Below are 20562 nucleotides of genomic sequence, written 5' to 3' on the forward strand. Positions count from 1 at the left end.
CCGGGTTTACACTACCGGGCTTCGCTAAACGCTGGTTCCCGCCCTTTTCCATATGCCGGTAACGACGCTGGACACCAACGAAACCGCAAAACAATGAGGGGGTCAGTTCTTCGTTTCGCCCAAGGGGTCAAATCCTCACTTCGCTTGACACCACGGTCTGGCTGTTCCTCGACCGTCGCGGCATCACGTTCTATAAAAGACGGCGCACGCCGCCGAACAGCAGCGCCCCGATGTCCTGCGCCGCCGCAGAGCCTGGTTCGATGGCCAGCTCGATCTCGACCCCGAGAGGCTGATCTTCATCGACGAGACCACGGCATCCACAAAGATGGCGCGGCTGCGCGGACGCAGCCTGCGCGGCGAACGATGCCGGGCGGCCGTTCCTCACGGCCATTGGAAGACCACCACCTTCACGGCCGGCCTGCGGTTGAACGGCATGGCGGCACCGATGCTGCTCGATGGCCCTATGAATGGTTCTGCCTTCCTCGCCTATGCGGAGCAGGTTCTCGCACCCGAGCTTCGCCCCGGCGACATCGTGGTCATGGACAATCTGCCGGCCCACAAGATCAGCAGCGTGCGCGAGGCGATCGAGAAGGTTGGCGCGCGGCTCCTGTTCCTGCCATACTCCGCCTGACTTCAACCCGATCGAGATGGCTTTCTCGAACCCAAGGCCCTCCTGAGAAAGGCTGCAGCCCGAACCATCGACGAACTCTGGTCGGTCGTGGCCAACTGCCTCGCAGTCTTCACAGCCGAGGAATGCAGGCATTATTTCGAGGCAGCCGGTTATGACCCTGAGTAAGTCGAGTCTGCTCCTAATTTAGGAGTGTGTTTGGGTTGATGTCCTCGCGCTTGGCCTCGCCATCATCACAGGCCCGATCCGCTTTAGGCGCTTGCGCGTACAGAACTGTCCAAAATGTCCAGACCGCGTTGAAGCGTCTGCCCGTCAATCGTCAAAGGAGGAAGAAGCTTGATAACTTGGTCCTCCGCGCCGCATCGCTCCACCACAAGCCCATCCTCAAAGGCCTTGCGGACGATTCTCTCGGCCAGTTTACCGGTATTGCAATCAAGCCCCAGCATCATGCCCCTTCCGCGCACCAAAAGGCCTTGATCCCGGCCGCTTTGAGCGACCTGCCGAAGGCGGTCGCTCATGATGTTTCCTGTTTCCGCAACACCCTCAGACAGCTTTTCATTCGTCCAATACTTTCGCAACGCAGCAGTCCCGGTCACAAACGCAAGGTTGTTGCCTCTGAAAGTCCCGTTGTGTTCACCGGGCCGCCAAACGTCCAGTTCGGGTTTGAGCAGCAAAAGGGACAGCGGCAGTCCACAGCCACTGAGGGACTTCGACAAAACAATGATATCCGGCGATAAATCTGCAAACTCGAAACTGAAGAAATTGCCCGTTCGTCCACAACCTGCTTGAATGTCATCAACAATCAGGAGGATGCCGTTCTTTCTGCAAAGCCGCTCGGTCGACTGCAGCCAGTCCTTGCTCGCTGGTTTGATGCCCCCCTCGCCTTGGACGGTTTCCAGAATGATGGCTGCCGGTATATCGACGCCACTGCTTGCATCAGCAAGCACCTTGTCCAGATATTCCGAAGTGTCGTTATCGGCTCCCAAATACCCGTCATAGGGCATGAACACTGCGCCGGATGCAGGAAGACCTGCCGCATCTCGGTAGTATCGACTACCTGTTGCAGCAAGCGCGCCCAGGCTCACCCCATGAAACCCGTTCGTGAATGAAATTATACTGTGCCGACCAGTGACCTTACGTGCGAGTTTCAAAGCGGCTTCCACAGCATTGGCGCCGGTTGGACCGGGAAACTGAAACTTATGTGTCAGACCACGTGGCTCCAATATTGTCGCGTCAAAACACTCCATAAACTCTCGTTTGGCTGTTGTGGCCATGTCTAACCCATGGATGATCCCGTTCGACTTTAAGTATTTCATTGCATCGTTTAGGAAATCGGGATCGTTGTGACCGTAGTTGAGGACGCCCGCGCCGGAGAGAAAATCGATAAACTCGAAACCATTCTCGTCCTCGAGAATGGCACCAGCAGCTTTCCTGAACACAACAGGAAAGGATCTCGAATATGACCGCACGTTAGATTCGAGTTTTTCGAAGGCAAATAGCGAGTTTGAGCTATTATCTTGATGCATGTTCTTTCCTCAACCAGACTATGTCTCTAGAGCACCGCGCCATACTCTTGAATTAATCGGTACTATCTCGGTCTATGTTCGTAAGCCAGCCGCTTATAGGAACTCTGGCGGTGGCTCCTCGGTTTTAAACGGCAACCTCGGCCCGTGCGCCTACCCAGGATGGTAGGTTCCATCACTGGCCATTCTTTAGTACTCACCCAATTCCGAGCAAGGGAAACGAGCAAGAGAAAACAGTGTAGTTGCACCTCATGCCCGTGCGGGCGAACTCCCCACTTTGGCAGACAAGTCCGATTTCATATTCAATCGAGCGGCCAAGCGTTTGCTTGCGTTATGATGGCAACACATCCTGCAAAATCGATGGGATCGAGGAACGTAATGATCTGCAAGACGACGACCAAGCGCAATGGCGCGCGCTGTGGGTACAATATCTCGACTTCAACGGGTTCACACTTGATGCCACCGTACATGATCGCACCTGGGCACTCCTCTTGAACGAAGCCGAACCGATGCATGGTGCGCTGGCCTTAGCTGGCGGTGAGGCGGTGGGCTTCGTGCACTACATCTTCCGCCGCTCGACGCGGAGCCTCAGCGATTCCTTTTAATTTACAGGATCTATTTGTCGCGGCCACGGTGCGCGGCAAAGGTTACGGCCGGGCACTGATCGCCCATGTCTGTGCAGCGGCGGCAACTGCTGGATCATCGTGCGTGTACTGGCAGACGCAAACGGACAACGCCACGGCGATCGCGCTTTATGAGAAGTTGCCGAACGCTCGGGCTACACCCATATTCGCAAGTCGGTTCCGATCAGAACGCCACTTCTTCGATCGCACCAGCAGTGTGGGCCGCCTCATAAAGTGCCGTGCGTGCAAGTTCGTCGCCGCATCGGCTGACCTTTCCCTGGATGTCGGTTTCGCCGGACTGGTAGCGTGCCGGCGTCAGTCCCAGATGCCCCCCCACCGCCTGTGACGAGCCGAACCGCTCAGGCCGGTCGATCGTGGGGCGGAGGCGAGCGCGGGGATCGGCCCGACGCCGGCGCGCTCTTCAGCCGCCGGCAGATTTCTTCATTGCGGACGATGTTGAGAACCTGCTTCGTCGCTTCGTCAGGCGGGCGAACTCTTTCAACATGAAACCGAGGATTGCAAGCAGCGGCTCGACTATTGCCATCACCTCGGCGTCAGTGCCTGTCAACTCACGCACGCGGCCGGCAAACGCGCTGCGCGACGGCAGGCCCAGCTTGACGCCAGCCTCGCGCAGGATCGCCCGCACTACGTTCTCGATCGAACGCTTCTCGTTCAGCACCGTGCGGCGGGCAACCAGCAGCGAACGCCACAGCCGGCACTGCCTGCTCTTGACACCTGCCGATACCAGCCAGTGCGCATGATCTGCGCCAGCGCGCGGGCGTTATTGCGGTCGGTCTTCTCGGTCCCGGCGTTTGTCAAGCGTAGGCGGTCAAGCCATTTTTGGCCCCATCGAAGTGATCCGCGAACTGTCGAGATGGCCCGGCATTGGAACAGTCTTCTCTTCGTGCTCGGCGCATGACCGACACAGGATGGTGTCATCTGTGAGCGGAGGCGGAGCTATCTTATTGGCAGCGTTCCTTGGCCGGCCGACGGCGCACCAAACGGACGGTCGCTCTCACCTTCACCCGTCCCTTGCCGGGACCTCGGCTGTTGCAGAGGCGTGAGGTCGCGTTCGTAAATTACACTGCCGCAGCTGCTGGCCTTTGCCAGCGGAACGGCTCTCCGGTTAGCCACATTTTGTGCAACGTGACTGCAATCCTATACGCGCCTTTGCCAAGCCACGCTTCTTCGCAACATTCATCGCCCATGCTTTCATGGACGACCAGAGCCCCTGGTCGCGCCTTAAAGTGATCTGGGCGGCGACGTAGAGCATATGTCGGACGTGCCGGTCGCCCATCTTGCTAATGTGACCAGATAGATCGACCTCTCCGGAAGAGTATCGCCGCGGCGTGAGCCCGAAATGCGGCCCGACATAGCGTGAGCGTCGGAAGCGAGCCGGATCATCGATGCCGGATTTGAACGACAGCGCGACATCCGCTCCTGGTCCCACGTCATAATGCCATCTCGCTACGTCATTGAAAGACAAAGGTCTTTTGATCCAGATTTGATGAAGGCGACCCGTTGGGGCACGTGTCGGCGTGCTCGATCAGATGCGACTGTTCGATATCCTGTCTTTTGATGACCCAAGGTGCGTTGCAATTTTGCTCGGCGGGGATGATGCCGGCACGAATCCGGCGAAGGACCGTCGCGGAGCTCAGATTGAGCATCCCGGCGGCTTCAGTCAACGTGACTTCGCCGCGCGCGGCCAATCCGCCATCCTTGTAGACCGCGATGTCGTGCGTGTTGCGGAAGCCCCGCACGCGCGACTGCGTCCATCCATTCGATCGACCTGTCCGCTTTCCTGCCCCGTTGAGTAGTCCGGCAATGGCCTTGTCCGGCATCAGTCGTGCACAGGCGCAGATCAGCTCCACCATCTCAGGCTCGACGGACCACCGCGTTTGACCCCGTCGGTTCTTTCCCACCGTCCGGCGGGTATGATCGCCCCCCTGCCAATGCAACAGCAAATGAATCTGGACATCCTCACCTGTGCCAGACCTCGCGCAACACGACCCGGACGATACGCTTACGCGTGACGGCAGTGGTCGCCGGATGATGCCAGGCGGCCTCCAGATCGGCACCCATTTGCAATAGGCGCTGAGCTCCTCGTCGCTCAAAGCTGTCGGTCGCTGGCCGGAGCAGAGCCTCCAGTTCTTCCTCAAGTGCGCGTACGCTCGTGAGGGCCCGATTCCACCGCCGCTCGAGTTCGCCAGCAACCAGACGATTCTCGGGGTCGACCGTGTCATATTGTCGGCCCGCCCTGGTGGCCTCATATCCCGCCTGTTCGAGCGCCAATTCGATCTGGCCCCGTTGGCATTGTCAGCGATCAGCCGTTGGTTCCTTTCAAAGTCTGCCCAGGACAAATAGCCTTCGTGATGATCAACGAGCAAGACTGCCCAATCTAAGCGATCTTGGCGTCGGCCGCGCACGATTCGCTTGCGGCCATTCTCGATTATCGTCCGACTTCCGGTTCGGCCAAAGCGTAAGCACCGGCATAAACAGGATTGGTGAGAAGGTTGCTCACCGTCGTGTAGACCGGAAGCTTCCACAGCACCTGCTGCTGTCCCGAGATCCTGGGGTTGATGTACGGAAGCGCGATCTGGTCACTGTGAAGCGATAAGAAGACCTGATGGATGCTTTGCATTTCGGCAAAGCGGCTGAAGACCAAGCCAATCGCCTCGCGCACGCGCAGGTCGGGATCCATTTCGATCTTGTCAGGGCCCATTTTCACATAGCCGACGGCGACCGTGAAGAAGAGCTCCCCCCGGCGATTGGTCTTCTTGGCAAACTGGGCCATCCGGCCACGGCTCTGCTTTGTCCACATCCACGACTTGAATCATACCCAGCCTCAGACGAAACCCCAACAAGCCGATTTTCAAAACGGCCTCTTAGCGGCGGCACGCCGGCTAATTGACTAGTCTGGAGAACGCCCGCAGATGTTGATATGATCCTCGAAGTCCGCTGACGAAACATTTTAGACATTGAACATTTATTACGACGTTAAACTTTAAGGAAAGCTCGCGTAACCTACTCTTAACTTAAAATAGCGTTATGCGTTGCGGTGACGTGATAGAGCTTGGGCGATGCCGGCCTGCCGATAACGGCCCGCAGAGCCGCAGGCTTACAGGGCCGGTAGCTTTGTGCACTGTGCAACAGTGACAACATCCAGCAAATGGCTGCGGAGGAAAGACCATGGAGCGCCCGCCGATAACTGCGGTCTCTCAACTTCAAGGACTGGCACCGAGAGTGTCCGACCAATTTTCCGTTGTCTCGTCGGTGCATTTCCCGAAGGCAGCCATGGAGGCGTTTGCGGTCGATTTCGACCGATTTCTCGACCATACTGATGGTATTGCTCAAGCCGAGCAGTTGTTCGACCTGTTATCTGCTTTTACCCTGAATTTTGATTGTCCGTGGATCGCCTACGGCTCTCTTACACCCGACCAAAGATTTTTAAAGTCGGTGCGACGCGATCCGGCGGTCCTGCTGAACTATCCTGATGAATGGCAGGAGCGCTATTTCAAAATGGGCTATGACAGGATAGACCCCATCATCAAGACCGGTCGAAAGCGGGCCGGCGCCTTTCGATGGAGTGACGTATACAATGACGCAAGCACGACTGAAGACGAACGGCGCGTTTTCGATGAGGCTGCGACGTTCGGGTTAAGATCAGGCATTAGCGTTCCATTGCACGGCCCCCATGGCAGCCTTGCGATCATGAGCTTTGCTCAACCCTGGGACCGTGAGTTCCAAAATAGAACAGTCACCTACTTGCAACTTGCGGCGTTTCATTTCCACCTGAGGGTCGCGCAGTTCGAGAATTCGAGTGGCGTCGGGGAAGTTCCTAAACTTTCTCTAAGAGAGAGGGAGTGTATTTTGTGGGCGGCGAGAGGTAAATCGTCGTGGGAAATCGGAAAGATTTTAGGTATATCGGTGAATACTGTGAATTTTCATATAAAAAACATAAAGCAAAAATTTGATGTTGGTCGCAGAACCGTCGCTGCCATAAAAGCCGTAGAACTCGGAATTATCGAATTGTAAAAAGCGACATCCAAAGACGTCATGCCTGCGTCACGATCTGCCTGCCAAGACGGGCAAGAAGCGCGGATTCTTACAGAAAATTGAGACTTGTGACACTGGTTGGGCCGAGACTTTTTCTTCACCTGCATCTTCGGGGCGGTGGCTGGATTAAATGGGCAAGAACCTTGGCGACTATCGAGAGATCGCGGTCACTGCGCCAGCCATGAGCCACTAGCCCGTCCTATTCAGTGCGGCCCGGTGGCGCGTATCGCCAGTGGAGGAAGGTTCCACCCAAATAGTAGTCGATTGGTCTGGTAGCTGACGAGCGGTTCGGTCGGGTAACTGGCCGGGTCGGAGCCTCGTGGCAAAGGCCGCCTTGGGCGGTTGAGCAATCCTATGCTAATGCGAGTGAAGCCTGAGCAGGCCTCGAAAGTGACCATGCGGATGCCGACCCCCTGAATTTCGGGGAAGGCCGCGTGAACGGGGAAGTAATCGAGATGTGCACCCGTTCGATCCGCCGGGGTAGTGGGCACGGCACGTCGGAAGGGTGATGCGGTAACGGGGGAGACCCGCTCGGCATGAGGGTAGCGGTCTCAACGCACCCAAAGAGCGGCGGTGCCGGCGGGTATCGGACAGGGTCATAATACCCTTGAAGCCGAGTAATGCCGGTGGAGGGAACGGCACGTTAACCCCGCCGCCAACCCTGCGGTTGAGGCATTCGCTCGCCGATCTTGGCGCGCGCGATCCAACGATCGCAGTCGCTATCCCAACCCCGAACCGGGCCGCCGCCTGAATCGTGCCCACTGGAGTGGTGTAGCTGGCGGCATTGGTGGCCGTGCTCTCGGGCATGGGCCGGGCTGATCAGCGCGCCACGGCTGGCAGGCTGATCAGGGGATCAGCGCTCATCTGGCTGATCGTTTCCAGGGTCATATACTCTGGCGCGCTGCACGGCCCATTCATCGTTCTGTTCGAGCAGGATTGCGCCAACCAATGCGCACGATGGCGTCATCATTTGGGAAGATGCCGACGACCTCGGTGCGCCGCTTGATCTCGCCGTTGAGGCGCTCGATCGGGTTGGTCGAGTGCAGCTTGGCGCGGTGCTCCTTGGGAAAGTCATGTAGGCAAGCACGTCGGGCTCGGCGTCGTCCATGATTGTCGCCAGCTTCGGCACCTTCGGCCGGATCTGGTCGGCGACGGCGCGCCATTGCGTGCTTGCGGCCCCGGGGGTTTCCTGGGCGAAGGCGGTGGCGATGAAAGCCGAGACGACGCGGCGCCCGCTCTTGCCGGCATGGGCCAGCACGTTCCTCATGAAGTGGACGCGGCACCTCTGCCATGTCGCGCACAGCACCTTGGTGACGGCCGCCTTGATACCTTCATGGGCATCGGAGACGACGAGCTTGACGCCGCGCAGGCCACGGCGGGTCAGCTTGCGCAGGAACTCCGTCCAGATCGGCTCGGCCTCAGACGTGCCGACCTCCATGCCCAGCACCTCGCGCGTCCGCGTTGACGCCGACAGCGATGATGACGACGACCGAGACGATGCGGCCGCCGCGGCGCACCTTCAGGTAGGTGGCGTCGATCCACAGATATGGCCAGTCGCCCTCGATGGGACTTTCAAGGAACGCTTTGACCTTGCCGTCGATCTCTTCGCACAGCCGGCTGACCTGGCTTTTTGGAGATGCCGCTCATGCCCATGGCCTTGACCAGGTCGTCGACCGAGCGGGTCGAGATCCCCTGGACGTAGGCCTCCTGGATGACGGCGGTCAGCGCCTTCTCGGCCATGCGGCGCGGTTCGAGGAAACCGGGGAAGTAGGAGCCCTTCCTGAGCTTGGGGATGCGCAGCTCGACGGTGCCGGCGCGCGTGTCCCAGTCGCGCTCGCGATAGCCGTTGCGCTGGGCCGTGCGCAACGGGCTCTTCTCGCCATAGGCGGCGCCGGTGGCGGCGCCAACCTCCAGCTCCATCAGCCGCTCGGCGGCAAAGCCGATCATCTCGCGCAAGAGATCGGAATCCGGAGTCTTCTCCACGAGCGCGCGCAGGTTCATCATGTCGTCGGTCATCGATGGTTCCTTCGAATCAGGTTGGTGTCAGCAACCCGACCTTACCGGCGAACTGTCGATGACCACCGCAAAGCCGCTCGCTCGCTACAGCGCTATCGAGGGCGCGCCCGCGAGCGGCTACCGCCGAGCTACACCACCTGTGGGGACGCGACCCGCGTCGTGCAGACGTTCAGCTTCTAGTTAACGCGTCTTGAAGGCACGAACTCGATAGCCCACTGGACGGCGGGGCGTGACGCAGGCCCGCCAAGCAGACGCGAACAAACTACCGGGCGGCTGCGGGCAACAGTGAAGCCGTCGTACCGTCAAAACCGGCATGGGCCGGCTCGTGGCCGGAGCCGCCGCCCGAGATGACCGTGTAGCCCTTCTCGGTGACTGTCAAAGTCACGATCCTGATCCGCGGGTCCAAAAGCGCCTCCAGCAGCTGAGCGGGGCCCGCCGGTGCGACAAGAATATGGCCGATAGAACCGACTATCCGAAGGCTCGTCTGTTCATCTTGACGACTGACAACTGTGTACAAACCATCTTGGGGAGCAAGCGCGTCCCGCGTGTCCGAACTCCGGAGCAGGCTGCAATCATGCCCCAATCGAGTTGTCCCGCGGCCAGGCAATCATCCGTATAGATTGCCTGATGGGCCCTGTGCCAGTTGCCGATACCGAGATGCACGATTCCGGGCGTCACACTCCGTCGATCGTACCGAGGAATTTGGACACCGGCTGATGCGAGCGCCAAATTGGCGTGAGAAAGACGATTTTCCATTGTATGCAGCTCAGTTCGAAATGGAGACCACCGTTCATATCGATAACCTCGCCCGTGATGAAACCGGCTAGAGGAGACGCGAGGAATGAAACGGTGTGGGCGACTTCTTGAGGTTCGCAAAATCTCCCGACCGGGATTTGAGCAAGCTGGGCCGCGCGCTGTTCGTCGTTGAGCTGTTCGGAAACCATCGGCGACATTACGTAGGCGGGCGCAATTGCATTCGAGGTCACGCCCTGGCCAGCGGTCTCGCGGGCAATTGAAAAGGTCAGCCCGATCATCGCGCTCTTCGAAACTGAATACGCCGTCCCTGCGGTCAAGCCTCCGCTTTTGGCGGCATAGGAGGAAATATTGATCACCCGACCCCACCGTTTCGAGCGCATCCCTGGAAGAAATATCTGGGCGAGAAGGAATGCGGCTTCTACGTTGACTATGTTGACCCTTCGCCATTCCTCGATCGAGGTATCTGCCATTTTGTGGTTCGACAGAATGCCAGCATTGCATTATCAATCAGTGCAAACAATATATAATCCTGGCATCACTTTTGTGAAATTATCAGCTTTATTACTTACCTCTACTTTCCAATATGCTTTCTGCGTGGGTGAGCGCTTCAAAGGCACCAGGCTTAGGCCAAAACTCCTGGTCCTCAAGAATCGGGACTTGCGGCTAAGTGGCGTGACGCCAATAGTAGAAGAAGGCATCCTCGATAGTGGGTGTCGCGATGTAGCGGTCTAGCGACTTGAACCCCCGACATCTGCACCGGAACATTCTGCCGCATCTTACCCTGTCCGATTTGCAGGTCGCTACTCGCCTTTCCCGAACGAGCCGGCGAGGCAGCTTCCGCACCACGCAACATCTCTTATCTAGGGCAACACGATCTCTTCATTACCGGATGGTGCGGGATGTGGATTTGTTGTGCCGACTGCAATATGGCCCCGTTTATCGGGACTGAGGCTTGTCGAAACAGTCAACCGTCTGGATTTGATATCGTTGTGCTGTTTCGATGCCGACGTTGTCGAGGCCGCGTCTATGAAGAGTGACACGCTTTCGTACCCACCCCGCGGCCTCTCTCGTGAGGAAGCAGCGCGCTATGTCGGTGTCGGATCGACACTATTCGACGACATGGTTGCTGACGGCCGCATGCCGAGGCCTAAGCACGTCAACAGTCGCGCGATCTGGGATCGTGTGGCGCTCGATATCGCTTTCTCCGCCCTGCCAGACAAAGACAATGGTCTGCAACAACTATTGGAGCGGAGCAAACGAGAGCCGACAAGGAGATAAGCAACTACGCACATTGCGTATACGCTGCAGGCGTAGTACAGTCACCGCCTGAGCGGATGAGATGATGTGAACGACAATGAAAAGCTCGCGCGAGAAGTGAAAGCCTGGCGGGCGAAGGGAGGATTCACCGCCGAGAGTGCAGCCAACGTCTTGGGAATACCGAAACGCACTCTTGAAGGTATAGAGCAAGGTCGGGGCTTCCCTTACCCGGTACTTCTGCGCGTTGCTATAGAAAGCAAGACCCTTTCGCTTCAGGCAATGCTGGAGGATTCCTCGCCTGTGAAGCAACGGCAGCGGAAAACTCAAAGTGAGATCTAATGGCCAGACCATTCAAAGATGTCCGCTACCCCGGCGTTTCGTCGCGCATCAAGAACGGAAAGCTCGTCTATCGCTATCGCGGCAAAGGAATGCCCGAAATTCGGCTTCCTGGCAGACCAGGCGATCCTGAGTTCGAAGCCGCCTATGAACAGGCAACGCAAGGCCAAGGTCAAAAGGCCGTCATCATTGACTTGCCCGGTCTGGCGTTGCCAAAGACATTTGGTCATGCTGCGCGCCGACTTGAAGCGACGATGGAATGGCTGGACTTCGACGAAGCGACGCAGCAGAAGAATGCCCGGCTTATTGAGCGCTTCCTTCAGATGCAGGTCGATCCTGCCTATCCGCTGACTTGGCGCAACACGCCGGTGGAACATCTCGATGCCGACCATTTGCGTGCGATTATCGAAATGTCTTTGCCACCAACCGGACGGTTGCCAAGCACCTGCTGGTGGCAATCAAGAAGCTCCTATGAGTGGCGATCGAAGTTGAGAAATGGATCAAGCCGCAGGACGATCCCTCGCTGTCGATCCGCGTCCGCATTCCAAAATCGACTGCCAATCCCGCCTGGCCGATCGCCATTCGTGAAAAGTTCGAGGCGCACCATCCAATCGGATCAGCGCCGCGCACCTGCTATGCGCTCGGTTTCTGGCTCGGGAACCGACGCGGCGATATCGCCTCACTGGAATGGGACGATTTGGTCCTCGAGGAGATCGAATTGTTCGATGGCTCCTTGGAAACAATCGAAGCCTTCGACTTCCGACAGCAGAAAAATCGCAACCGTCATGGCGGGCGCGAGATGTTCATCCCTGTTGTGGACAAGCTGGCGCAAGCTTTAGTGCCATTAGATCGCTCTAAGGGTGGGACGGTATTGAAGCACGCCTATGGGCGTCCGTTCTCCAAAAAGAGCCTCACTGGCATGATGGCACCTTGGAACAAGCAGGCCGGCATCCCGGAGGGCTACACCCTGCACGGGCTGCGCCGTACCTTCGGCACGTATCTCGCCGAATGCAACATCCAAGCCCGCGCTATCATGGAGGCGATGGGGCATTCTTCAATGACGGTAACAGACCACTATGTGCGAGAGGCCAATAAGAAACGGATGGCTGTCGATATCGCCCGCGCCATCAACGAGCGGGAAGCCAAACGCGACGCCATGAAGCAACGGATACCTCTGCGCGTCATCAAATGAGTGAATCAACCCGACCAAGCGGAGGGTGGCACATCGGCCGCCCTTTTTTGGGCCCATAATAGGCCCAAAAACGTTTTGGGCCGAGGCGTATTTTCCTCAATAAAATCAATAGTTATGGTGGGCCCGGAGGGTATTCAGAAAGCCATAAAAATCAATTGGTAAGAGATCAGTGGGACTTCAGAGCATTCAAATCTTTTCCAATATTTTTCAATGTTGTTGTCCCACTCAGAAGTGCCTCAGTCCACCAAGCCGACGCACTGAACGCCTCACTCGGAAGGGAGGTTTGCGCAAGGTGAAAGGAAGATCGCGTCGGTGTGCAGCCTTCCTGAGAAAGGTCGCGGTAGAGCCAACTGCTGACGCTCAGCGCGAAGACATCAATGTCCTGTTATGGGGCCGTCAGAGGACCGGCCGCTTCTCGCGCCCAGAAAGCGATAGCAGACATGCAATAGGTGGTACAAAAGTCTCTAGTGTGACCCTTTCGAGACATTTGCGTGCGGCATTTGCGTCTCGAAAGGGGTTCTTCAGTGCTACCAGCACCAACGACCGTCTGCGGTCGTTCAGAACACGGGTTACCGTCTCTAAACCGGATATTGGACCGGGCAGCCGCCGGAAATTGATCGAATGGAGGTGATCGCCTGTCAGGAGGCGTTCAAAAACGACCTACGACCGCGATCTTCATCGCGGCCGTTTTCATGGTGTCATTCCCGGCTATGCTGACAAGTTCTTTATGATCGGCAGCTTGCGGATCGTCTTGCCCGTCGCCGCCCGTAGCGCGTTGGCGACGGCCGGGCCGATCGGCGGCACACCGGGCTCGCCAACGCCCGTGGGCGGCTCGTCGGACGGCATAATGTGCACCTCGACGCGCGGCATCTGCTCGATCCTGAGCGGCGTATAGGTGTCGTAGTTCTCTTGGTCTATGACACCGCCCGTCAGGGTCAGCTCCTCCTGGAGGATCGCGCCTAGCCCGAAGCCGATACCGCCCTCCATCTGAGCGCGGATCTGGTCAGGATTTATCGCGGTGCCGCAATCTACCGCGCAGACGACGCGGTCGACTTTGAAATCATTTGCATCGTTGAAGGTGATCTCCACCACCTCGGCGACATAGGTCGAGAGGCTTTCATGCAGGGCCACGCCGCGGAAACGGCCTTCCGGCAGAGGCTTGTCCCAGCCTGCCTTCTCAGCAGCCAATTTCAGCACGCCGGCATGCCGTGGATGGTGACCGAGCATCGACAAGCGGAAATCGACCGGATCACGGTTCGCAGCGGCGGCGAGCTCATCAATCAGGGTTTCCATTGCGTAAGCGGTGTGGGTGGAGCCTACCGAACGCCACCACAGCACTGGGATGTTCACGTCCGTCGTGGTCAGCTCGACCTTCAGGTTCGGGATCGCATAGGGCAGGTTGGTGGCGCCCTCCACGGAGGTCGGATCGATGCCGTTCTCGATCATCGCCGCAAAGGGCGAACCGCCCGCGATCGATTGGCCCACGATGTGGTCATGGAGAGCGACGACATTGCCTTCCTTGTCGAGCCCCGCCTTGACTGCGTGCACATAGACCGGCCGGTACCGCCCACCCCGCATGTCGTTCTCGCGGGTCCACTGCACCTTCACTGGCTTGCCGGGTCCCAGTGCACGCGCTGTGGAAACAGCTTCGATAATGAGATCTGCGTCCGAGACCGCTCGGCGGCCGAAGCTGCCGCCGGTCTTCATCACGTGCAGCCTCACCTTGTCCGGCGTGGTGCCGCCTACTTGAGCGGCAGCCGCCTGATAAAGATCGGGCATCTGGTGTCCGCCCCAGACGTCGATGGTGCCGTCTTCGTTGATTCGGGCGGCCGCGTTGAGTGGCTCGATCGAAGCATGGACAAGATAGGGGAATTCGTAGTGCCCTTGGATGACTTTCTCAGCACTGGCCAACGCTGCGGGAGTGTTACCGTCGTCGCGCGCGGTGGCCGCGCCCGGATCGTCTGCTGCCTTAGTGTATTCGGCCATGATCTCGGCCGTGCCGCGCCTTTCGGCCTTCTCTTCGTTCCAGGTCACCTCCACGAGATCGCGGCCCTTGAGCGCCGTCCACATGTCCCTGCCGACCACGGCAATGCCGCGCGGCGTCTGGACGACATCGACAATGCCGTCGAGTGCCTTGGCCTTGGAGGCGTCGAAGCTCTCGATCTCAGCGCCGAACTTCGGCGGATGGATCATAACGGCCGTATTGAGTCCATCTATCTTGAGGTCGATCGTGTAGGTCTGCGCGCCATTGGTCTTGCCGGCGGAATCGTAGCGCTTGAGGCTGTCCGATCCGATCTGGGCCCACTTGTCGCGCGGCTTTAGCGGCACGTCGTCGGGAACCGGCATTCCCGCTGCGGCTTTAGCCAGGTCACCGAAGCGCGCCTGCATCCCTGAGGCGTGCGACACGACCCCGGAAGCGACTGTGATCTCGCCGGCTGGCACGTCCCACCGCTGCGCCGCGGCCGCCACCAGCATGGCCCGTGCGGCAGCACCCGCCTTGCGGTAGCGCTCCCACGACGAGCTCATCGACGTGGAGCCACCGGTTCCCTGCGCGGCCCCGCCCCAGGCGAGATTGCCGTAGAGCGCGGTATTGCCATATCCGCCGACCACGTGGACCTGCGCCCAGGCGCCGTCGAGCTCTTCCATAACCAGGGTGGCGATGCCGAAATAGGAGCCTTGTCCCATCTCGAACTGCGACGAGTGGATGACGATTCGGTTCTCCGGTGTGATCTCGACATAGGTCTGGAAGGGGTTCGCCTGGACCGCTGCAGGCGTCGTTTGTGCGTTGGCGGGCGCGGCCATCATTAGCCGGTAGCCCACGGCGAAGCCCGCGGTGGTGACGGCCGTGCCGAGGAGGAACTGGCGCCGCGTGGGCCCCACGGCATTATGCTTCGGGAGAAACTGCAACATGCCTCAAGTCTCCAGCCGGTTGGCGGTCTCGTGGATGGCCGCGCGGATGCGATGATAGGTGGCGCAGCGGCAGAGATTGCCGCTCATCGCCGAATCAATATCATCGTCCGTCGGCTTCGGCGTCTCTGTCAGGAGGGCCACGGCCGACATGATCTGGCCAGACTGGCAATAGCCGCATTGAGGTACGTCGAACTCGGCCCACACGGCCTGGACCGTTTCGCCGATCTTGCCCGACACGCCCTCAATGGTGGTGATCGAGGCTCCTTCGATGTCGCCGACTGCGGTCTGGCACGAGCGCGTCGGCATGCCGTTAACGTGAACCGTGCAAGCGCCGCACTGGGCAAGGCCGCAACCGAATTTCGTTCCTGTGAGTCCGATGCCGTCACGGATCGCCCAGAGCAGCGGCATCTCTGGATCGACGTCGAGTGTTCGCGCCTCGCCATTGAGGGTAAAAGCGACCATGGCTTGCTCTCCTTGTCCTGAGCTGGCTATCTCGTTGCGCCTCCGCCCGGCTAGGAACCGGACTCTTCTTGCTGAGGCATAGCGACCACAGACTAGGATCGCGCAGCTCGAGCAACAAGCCGCTAGCTGGCAATCGCGAGATCGTGAAGTGGCTCGTGTCGAAAGGCTGGAGGCAACTGAATGTCATTTTTGGGCCCACCGGCCGGTCAGTTTCCGGCTCGATGACCTGGTTGGCAGTCATTCCGCTTCTAAGCCTAAACCCCAGACATGAACTGTAGCAGCATCATAAAAGACGACATCAAGCGGCGATTTTTCGTTGCGCTGCACCGCTAGCTCGTTCGCGTGGTTCATGATCCGCTGGTTATCCGCGGATGCTGGTTCACCATAGGTGCCAGAAACTTGCCACGCGCTATGCGGTTAAGGATGTGGTCGTCATTCGTAGCGAGCGAATGGCCGAAAATGAAGAAGCAATGGCTGGCGGTCTTCCCATTCGCGGTGAACTGCTTGAAGCCTTGGTACAGGTAGGCATTGTGACGGATCTTCGCCTTCTTCTGGGCGCTGGTGGGCTGATGAAGGGCGGCTTAGGGTCATGATTCCCGCTGCAATGACCGATGAGTCACAGACGCTGCATTTCGCGCTAGACCGCAACTGCGGTATTCTCGATCATACGCTCAGCCATCCTATTCGCACCTCGTTGCCGCCGTTCGCCGCACCTATCGATCGGAGGCCTTCCAGCCTCGCGATAGCCGCGCTATGTGGCTGCACACAACCTGATGACGAACAGGAGCAAGATTGGACATAGAAGCCAGCACAAGATCGCCCTCCCCCTGTCCTTGCTCGTTTTATGCGAAAACAATCGAACTGAGTGCTGCGGGGATAGCGAGGTCGATTTGGCCCACTTCAGAGCGAAGTCGGCCATAAGCCATTGATATAATTTTGGTGGGCCCTGAGGGTGCTTGGAAAGTCAGAAATATCAAAGGCTATTCGACAGTGGGACTGTGTTGCGTTACTATGCTCTCCGGTCTTTTCCGGTTGATTTGTCCCACCCCTGATGCCGATTGCGGTCATTCGCCGCTGCCTTGGTCAATTCCCGATTCCACAAGCATCCGGTCCTGAGTGGGCAGACGGGCTTCCTAGTGGTAATTAGTCAGCGACACGTTGACCGTTCTCGTCACGCGGGTGAAATCTACGTTCGACCATATACGTCGTCGAAGCGAACGATATCATCCTCGCCGAGATAATCGCCGCTCTGCACTTCAATGATCACCAGGTCAATTCTGCCTGGGTTCTCCAGCCGATGCTTATGGCCGCAGGGGATGTAGGCTGATTCGTTTGTCGCCAGGAACAACTCCTGCTCGCCATTGACGATTTTCGCGGAGCCGCTGACCACGACCCAGTGCTCCGAACGATGATAGTGCATCTGCAGGCTCAGCCGCCGACCGGGCTTCACCTCGATGCGTTTGATCTTGAAGCGCTCGCCTTCCTCAAGAACCGTGTAGGTACCCCACGGCCGGTGTACCGTGCTATGGACCAGGTGAGCTTCATGTCCTGAAGCCTTGAGGCCCTCGAACAGCTTCTTGACGTCCTGAACGCGGTCGCGGGATGCGACAAGCAAAGCGTCCGGGGAATCGACGATCACCAGATCGCTGACGCCGACCGTGCCGATGACGCGCTTGTCGGAGCTCACATAGCTGCCGGTCGTGTCGACCATATGCACATCGCCGCGTATCCTGTTCCCGCTTTCGTCGGGGGCGATCAAATCGGCCATTGCGTTCCAGGATCCGATGTCGTTCCAATCCATGTCGCAGGCAACCACGGCAAGTTTGTTCGTCTTCTCCATGACAGCGTAGTCGAGCGAGATTCGCGGGGCGGAGCCGAAATGCTCAGGCGCGAGTTCGATCTTGGCAAAGCCTTCGCCTTGACTGAAGCGGCCGTTCTCGTAGCTGTCGGAGACGGCCTGGATCACCGCGGGGCAATGCGATGCCATCTCGTCGAGCATGGTTTGTGCGCTAAAGCAGAAAATGCCGGCGTTCCAAAAGAAGCGCTTGGACGCGACATAGGCTTTGGCTGTGTCCAGATCCGGTTTTTCAACGAAACGGACGACTTTCTCACCATCCGCTTCGATATAGCCGAATGCCGTGTCCGGTCTGGTTGGGGTGATGCCCAATGTGGCGATCCGCCCGAGCTTCGCATGTTCGATGGCCCGGCACATGACGTCTAAAAATGCAGGCAGGTTGCCAACCATGTGATCGGCTGGGAAGACGCATAGAATCGCGTCAGGGCCTTGCGTCGCCTTGGCATGGATGGCGGCTGCCGCAACGGCTGCGGCCGTATCCCGGCCTTCAGGCTCGAGCAGAAAGGTGCGTGGCAGGACCACGGACTCTAGTTCGTCGAAGTCGTCCTTGGTAAGGAAGAGGTGTTCCCCAGATGTCACGGCGACGAGTTCCACTACGCCCTTTATCGAACCGGCGCGCAACACAGTGTGCTGCATCAGTGAATGCCCGTCTGCCACTTTGAGGAAAGGTTTAGGGTGCGATTGCCTTGAGGCGGGCCATAGCCGCGATCCGGCTCCGCCGCTGATGATGACGGGAACCACTTTCATATAACAACCTCGATTTCGTCTCTGGAGTGATTGCCCGCGCCCTTTCGAGCGTTAGCGTCACGATCGCCGTCGCTCTGGCTTGGTCTGCGGCCTCCGAGTAACAGCGAAGTTCTGGCGCGTTGCCGAACGGCCTCAGATGACGACGCTATCGGTATCGTACGACGCTTCCATGGCCTCGATGAGAAATGGACATTCAACTATGTCTGTTGGTTGCATCCGCCGAATTGTGCAGGTGACGGGTCTTAACTGAGACCAGAGATTCTTTGGCTGTCTTCTATCAAAATCAAACGACTTGGCTCCTTCAGATCGAACTCAATTACGCGTGGTACGAAAAGGCGTGCATATCGTGTAAAGGCGCTCGTCGGAGGAAACCGAATTACAGTATCGCAGCGCCCGAGAAGATACATCTCAACGAGGGCGGAAATTGCGCCGTCCATCCCAAGTGCTGCAGTGTGTAAGGGGCCGTCTTGATCGGATCGGAAATGCTTGGGGACGGTGAGAAGATCGGGAAACCTGGCCGACAGGTGATCCAGGATTTGCGCGCTGTCCGTGCACAAGAACAGCCGCACAGGCTTGGGGTGCGGTAACGCTTTAGCCTTATCAACCGCAGTGCACACTTGTCGAACGGCGAACTCCGGATCGGCCCAGTAGGGCGCATGGTCCATGATGTCTTCACCGTTACCATGTCGAACATGAACCCCGATGATGCTGTGCCCCTCAAAACATTCTTGGTAAATGGCATTTATGCGTGTTTGAATTTCAGACCGAGGCTTGACACTCTGGAAGACCTGCCGCTCGGCATCCTCATCGCAGCGCCACATCAAGCAAGCGTCACACACTACTGTGTTCGCTTCGACATCGTGTTCGGCCTGAAAGAGCTCGCCCAACTCGTCGCGCTCTTGGAAAATCTGCTCATCTGGGCGGTAAAGGCAGTCGATCGCTGGCCTATTCCACCACTCCGGGAAGAATGGACCCGGGAAGGAAAAGTCGTTGATCCGGTCGTCGCAAATAGCCGGTACGCCAGCGATGTCATTGATCGGTTCGAAGAACACCGGAAAGGCATTTGTGAAGGGTTGGTCGAGATAGCAGGACCCGCGCCAGTCGACGGCTAGCGTTCGTCCCGACCGCTGAGCGTAGCGCCAAGCGGCCGCCAGCGACCATAGACAATCACCGAACCCCGTACGCCTCTGAGAGACGACGAACCTGCGCTTTACCAATCCACTGACCTGCATTTTCGGAAATTTCGTTTCAGAGACGAGGTTGCATCTGGCTTGGGATCTCTTAATCGATACTAGTCGACCGTTACGCCGGGCGATTTGGTAGAGGCTGCGCGTGGGGCAGAAGAGCTCCCTCTGCACTGCCTATCCTTATCTCTGTGACGCTCGCAAATCTTGACGCCGGGTACTCCCGCTTCCGGTTAAATTCAGCGTTCTCTAATGCGCCGGGCGACATCTGTAAAATTGATTGCGTGGATGTGGCCCATCCATGTGTTGGATACTAAGGCATTCCTTGACGATGGGCCTCTGCTGACGCGAGGCCGCGCTTTGCTAAGCGAAACAGCCGTTCGAGGCAGTCCACAAAGTCCCTTTTTCAAGTCCAATTCTTAACTGCCTCAACGTAACATGTCATTTGCGGGCGTTTCCTGAAGGACGGATGTGCAGGACCCGCCAGCCGTCGAATGTCAGGCGCAGGCCATCCACGTCATTTATGGCCATCATGGCGTCCGGTCCCATCGAAAGATGCGACACAGCGCCCTCTGACGCTTTCAAGTGCGCCAACATGGCGCAACTCGTGTCGACCGGATAGCTTTCGATCCGGCCGGACTGAGCGACTGGCACGCGATGCTGTGCGACGACGGCCGAGAGAGGAATTTTGGCGTCTGCAGCCATGTGGAGGATCGTTCCGACGGTTCTGCGGGTTCTCGGTGTCGGAGCCGACACCTGTGCGAACCCGCTCTCGTCCGTTTTCGACAGGCCCTTGAGGTTCATGACCCTGTTGTTCGCCGAGATCACCCGCCAGTTCAGCGATCCAGGTGAAGATCGGCACGCCTGTCGATGCGGCGATCATCGCCTCGGCCAGCGAAGATGATGAAGAGGGCCATTGGGTCAAGTACAAGCGCCGACCAGCGTTTCATTGCTTCAAAGCCCATTTCGGTGCCTACGCCGATACGGCCCTTGTCGAGGAGATCGCCGTCACGGCGC

General features: G+C 58.3%; 18 protein-coding genes and 5 pseudogenes. 7 read left to right on the forward strand and 16 right to left on the reverse strand.

Annotated elements, in window-relative coordinates; genetic code table 11:
• Positions 1-196 precede the first annotated feature (196 nt).
• Positions 197-796, forward strand: a pseudogene (locus NKI01_RS24200) (IS630 family transposase); the annotation flags it as partial.
• Between the two features lie 83 nt (positions 797-879).
• Here the strand turns inward: NKI01_RS24200 and ectB are convergent.
• Positions 880-2154, reverse strand: coding sequence for a diaminobutyrate--2-oxoglutarate transaminase (ectB, locus tag NKI01_RS24205; RefSeq protein WP_352964979.1), 1275 nt, complete (start codon positions 2152-2154; stop codon positions 880-882).
• 323 nt (positions 2155-2477) lie between these two features.
• Here ectB and NKI01_RS24210 point away from each other — a divergent pair, with 323 nt between their 5' ends.
• A complete protein-coding gene (locus tag NKI01_RS24210; protein WP_352964981.1) occupies positions 2478-2756 on the forward strand; it encodes a hypothetical protein in 279 nt (92 codons plus the stop codon).
• A gap of 28 nt (positions 2757-2784) precedes the next feature.
• A pseudogene (locus NKI01_RS24215) lies at positions 2785-2856 on the forward strand (GNAT family N-acetyltransferase); the annotation flags it as partial.
• A gap of 59 nt (positions 2857-2915) precedes the next feature.
• On the opposite strand, the pseudogene NKI01_RS24220 reads toward NKI01_RS24215, so the two are convergent.
• From NKI01_RS24220 to NKI01_RS24235, 4 genes and pseudogenes are all read right to left on the reverse strand, one after another.
• A pseudogene (locus tag NKI01_RS24220) lies at positions 2916-3572 on the reverse strand (transposase); the annotation flags it as partial.
• Between the two features lie 328 nt (positions 3573-3900).
• Positions 3901-4224, reverse strand: coding sequence for a transposase (locus tag NKI01_RS24225; protein WP_352965002.1), 324 nt, complete (start codon positions 4222-4224; stop codon positions 3901-3903).
• Positions 4225-4246: 22 nt separating this feature from the next.
• Positions 4247-4648: a helix-turn-helix domain-containing protein gene (locus NKI01_RS24230; protein ID WP_352964983.1), complete on the reverse strand. Its 402-nt coding sequence runs from the start codon at positions 4646-4648 to the stop codon at positions 4247-4249.
• A gap of 575 nt (positions 4649-5223) precedes the next feature.
• On the reverse strand, positions 5224-5568 hold the full coding sequence (locus NKI01_RS24235) for a hypothetical protein (RefSeq protein ID WP_352964986.1): 345 nt from the start codon (positions 5566-5568) through the stop codon (positions 5224-5226).
• A gap of 395 nt (positions 5569-5963) precedes the next feature.
• On the opposite strand from NKI01_RS24235, the gene NKI01_RS24240 reads away from it, so the two are divergent.
• Positions 5964-6809, forward strand: a complete 846-nt coding sequence (locus tag NKI01_RS24240; RefSeq protein ID WP_352964988.1) for a LuxR family transcriptional regulator — start codon at positions 5964-5966, stop codon at positions 6807-6809.
• 670 nt (positions 6810-7479) lie between these two features.
• On the opposite strand, the pseudogene NKI01_RS24245 reads toward NKI01_RS24240, so the two are convergent.
• The 4 genes and pseudogenes from NKI01_RS24245 to NKI01_RS24270 form a co-directional block, all read right to left on the reverse strand.
• Positions 7480-7580, reverse strand: a pseudogene (locus NKI01_RS24245) (IS630 family transposase); the annotation flags it as partial.
• 69 nt (positions 7581-7649) lie between these two features.
• Positions 7650-8846: pseudogene (locus tag NKI01_RS24250) on the reverse strand (IS256 family transposase).
• Between the two features lie 262 nt (positions 8847-9108).
• Entirely contained in the window at positions 9109-9231 is a 123-nt protein-coding gene (locus NKI01_RS24255; RefSeq protein ID WP_352495923.1) for a hypothetical protein, read from the reverse strand.
• A gap of 289 nt (positions 9232-9520) precedes the next feature.
• Positions 9521-10090, reverse strand: coding sequence for an SDR family NAD(P)-dependent oxidoreductase (locus NKI01_RS24270; protein ID WP_352965004.1), 570 nt, complete (start codon positions 10088-10090; stop codon positions 9521-9523).
• A gap of 538 nt (positions 10091-10628) precedes the next feature.
• Here NKI01_RS24270 and NKI01_RS24275 point away from each other — a divergent pair.
• Together NKI01_RS24275 and NKI01_RS24280 are read left to right on the forward strand one after the other, a co-directional pair.
• Positions 10629-10880 (forward strand): hypothetical protein, encoded by a 252-nt coding sequence (locus NKI01_RS24275; RefSeq protein WP_031193920.1) that lies wholly within the window; start codon positions 10629-10631, stop codon positions 10878-10880.
• Positions 10881-10946: 66 nt separating this feature from the next.
• Positions 10947-11198 carry a helix-turn-helix domain-containing protein gene (locus tag NKI01_RS24280; RefSeq protein ID WP_023718689.1) on the forward strand — a complete coding sequence of 84 codons (252 nt, stop codon included), beginning with the start codon at positions 10947-10949 and terminating at the stop codon, positions 11196-11198.
• Here the strand turns inward: NKI01_RS24280 and NKI01_RS24285 are convergent.
• The gene (locus NKI01_RS24285; RefSeq protein ID WP_352964990.1) at positions 11195-11587 is read right to left on the reverse strand and encodes a hypothetical protein; all 393 of its coding nucleotides are present in this window, start codon (positions 11585-11587) and stop codon (positions 11195-11197) included. The genes NKI01_RS24280 and NKI01_RS24285 overlap by 4 nt on opposite strands.
• 83 nt (positions 11588-11670) lie before the next feature.
• On the opposite strand from NKI01_RS24285, the gene NKI01_RS24290 reads away from it, so the two are divergent.
• On the forward strand, positions 11671-12387 hold the full coding sequence (locus NKI01_RS24290; RefSeq protein ID WP_352964993.1) for a tyrosine-type recombinase/integrase: 717 nt from the start codon (positions 11671-11673) through the stop codon (positions 12385-12387).
• A gap of 708 nt (positions 12388-13095) precedes the next feature.
• On the opposite strand, the gene NKI01_RS24295 is transcribed toward NKI01_RS24290, so the two are convergent.
• From NKI01_RS24295 to NKI01_RS24320, 6 genes are all read right to left on the reverse strand, one after another.
• Complete coding sequence (locus NKI01_RS24295) at positions 13096-15297, reverse strand: xanthine dehydrogenase family protein molybdopterin-binding subunit (RefSeq protein WP_352474459.1); 2202 nt, start codon at positions 15295-15297, stop codon at positions 13096-13098.
• A 3-nt stretch (positions 15298-15300) separates the two neighbouring features.
• Positions 15301-15759: a (2Fe-2S)-binding protein gene (locus NKI01_RS24300; protein WP_352467057.1), complete on the reverse strand. Its 459-nt coding sequence runs from the start codon at positions 15757-15759 to the stop codon at positions 15301-15303.
• A 347-nt stretch (positions 15760-16106) separates the two neighbouring features.
• The gene (locus NKI01_RS24305) at positions 16107-16298 is read right to left on the reverse strand and encodes a hypothetical protein (RefSeq protein ID WP_352565414.1); all 192 of its coding nucleotides are present in this window, start codon (positions 16296-16298) and stop codon (positions 16107-16109) included.
• Between the two features lie 647 nt (positions 16299-16945).
• Complete coding sequence (locus NKI01_RS24310) at positions 16946-18361, reverse strand: mannose-1-phosphate guanylyltransferase/mannose-6-phosphate isomerase (RefSeq protein ID WP_031212902.1); 1416 nt, start codon at positions 18359-18361, stop codon at positions 16946-16948.
• Between the two features lie 242 nt (positions 18362-18603).
• The gene (locus NKI01_RS24315) at positions 18604-19593 is read right to left on the reverse strand and encodes a nodulation protein NodZ (protein WP_023680057.1); all 990 of its coding nucleotides are present in this window, start codon (positions 19591-19593) and stop codon (positions 18604-18606) included.
• A gap of 393 nt (positions 19594-19986) precedes the next feature.
• Positions 19987-20349, reverse strand: a complete 363-nt coding sequence (locus tag NKI01_RS24320; protein WP_156937465.1) for a hypothetical protein — start codon at positions 20347-20349, stop codon at positions 19987-19989.
• Between the last annotated feature and the right edge of the window lie 213 nt (positions 20350-20562).

The organism is Mesorhizobium sp. M0815 (assembly GCF_040319995.1).
In the GTDB taxonomy this organism is placed as follows: domain Bacteria; phylum Pseudomonadota; class Alphaproteobacteria; order Rhizobiales; family Rhizobiaceae; genus Mesorhizobium.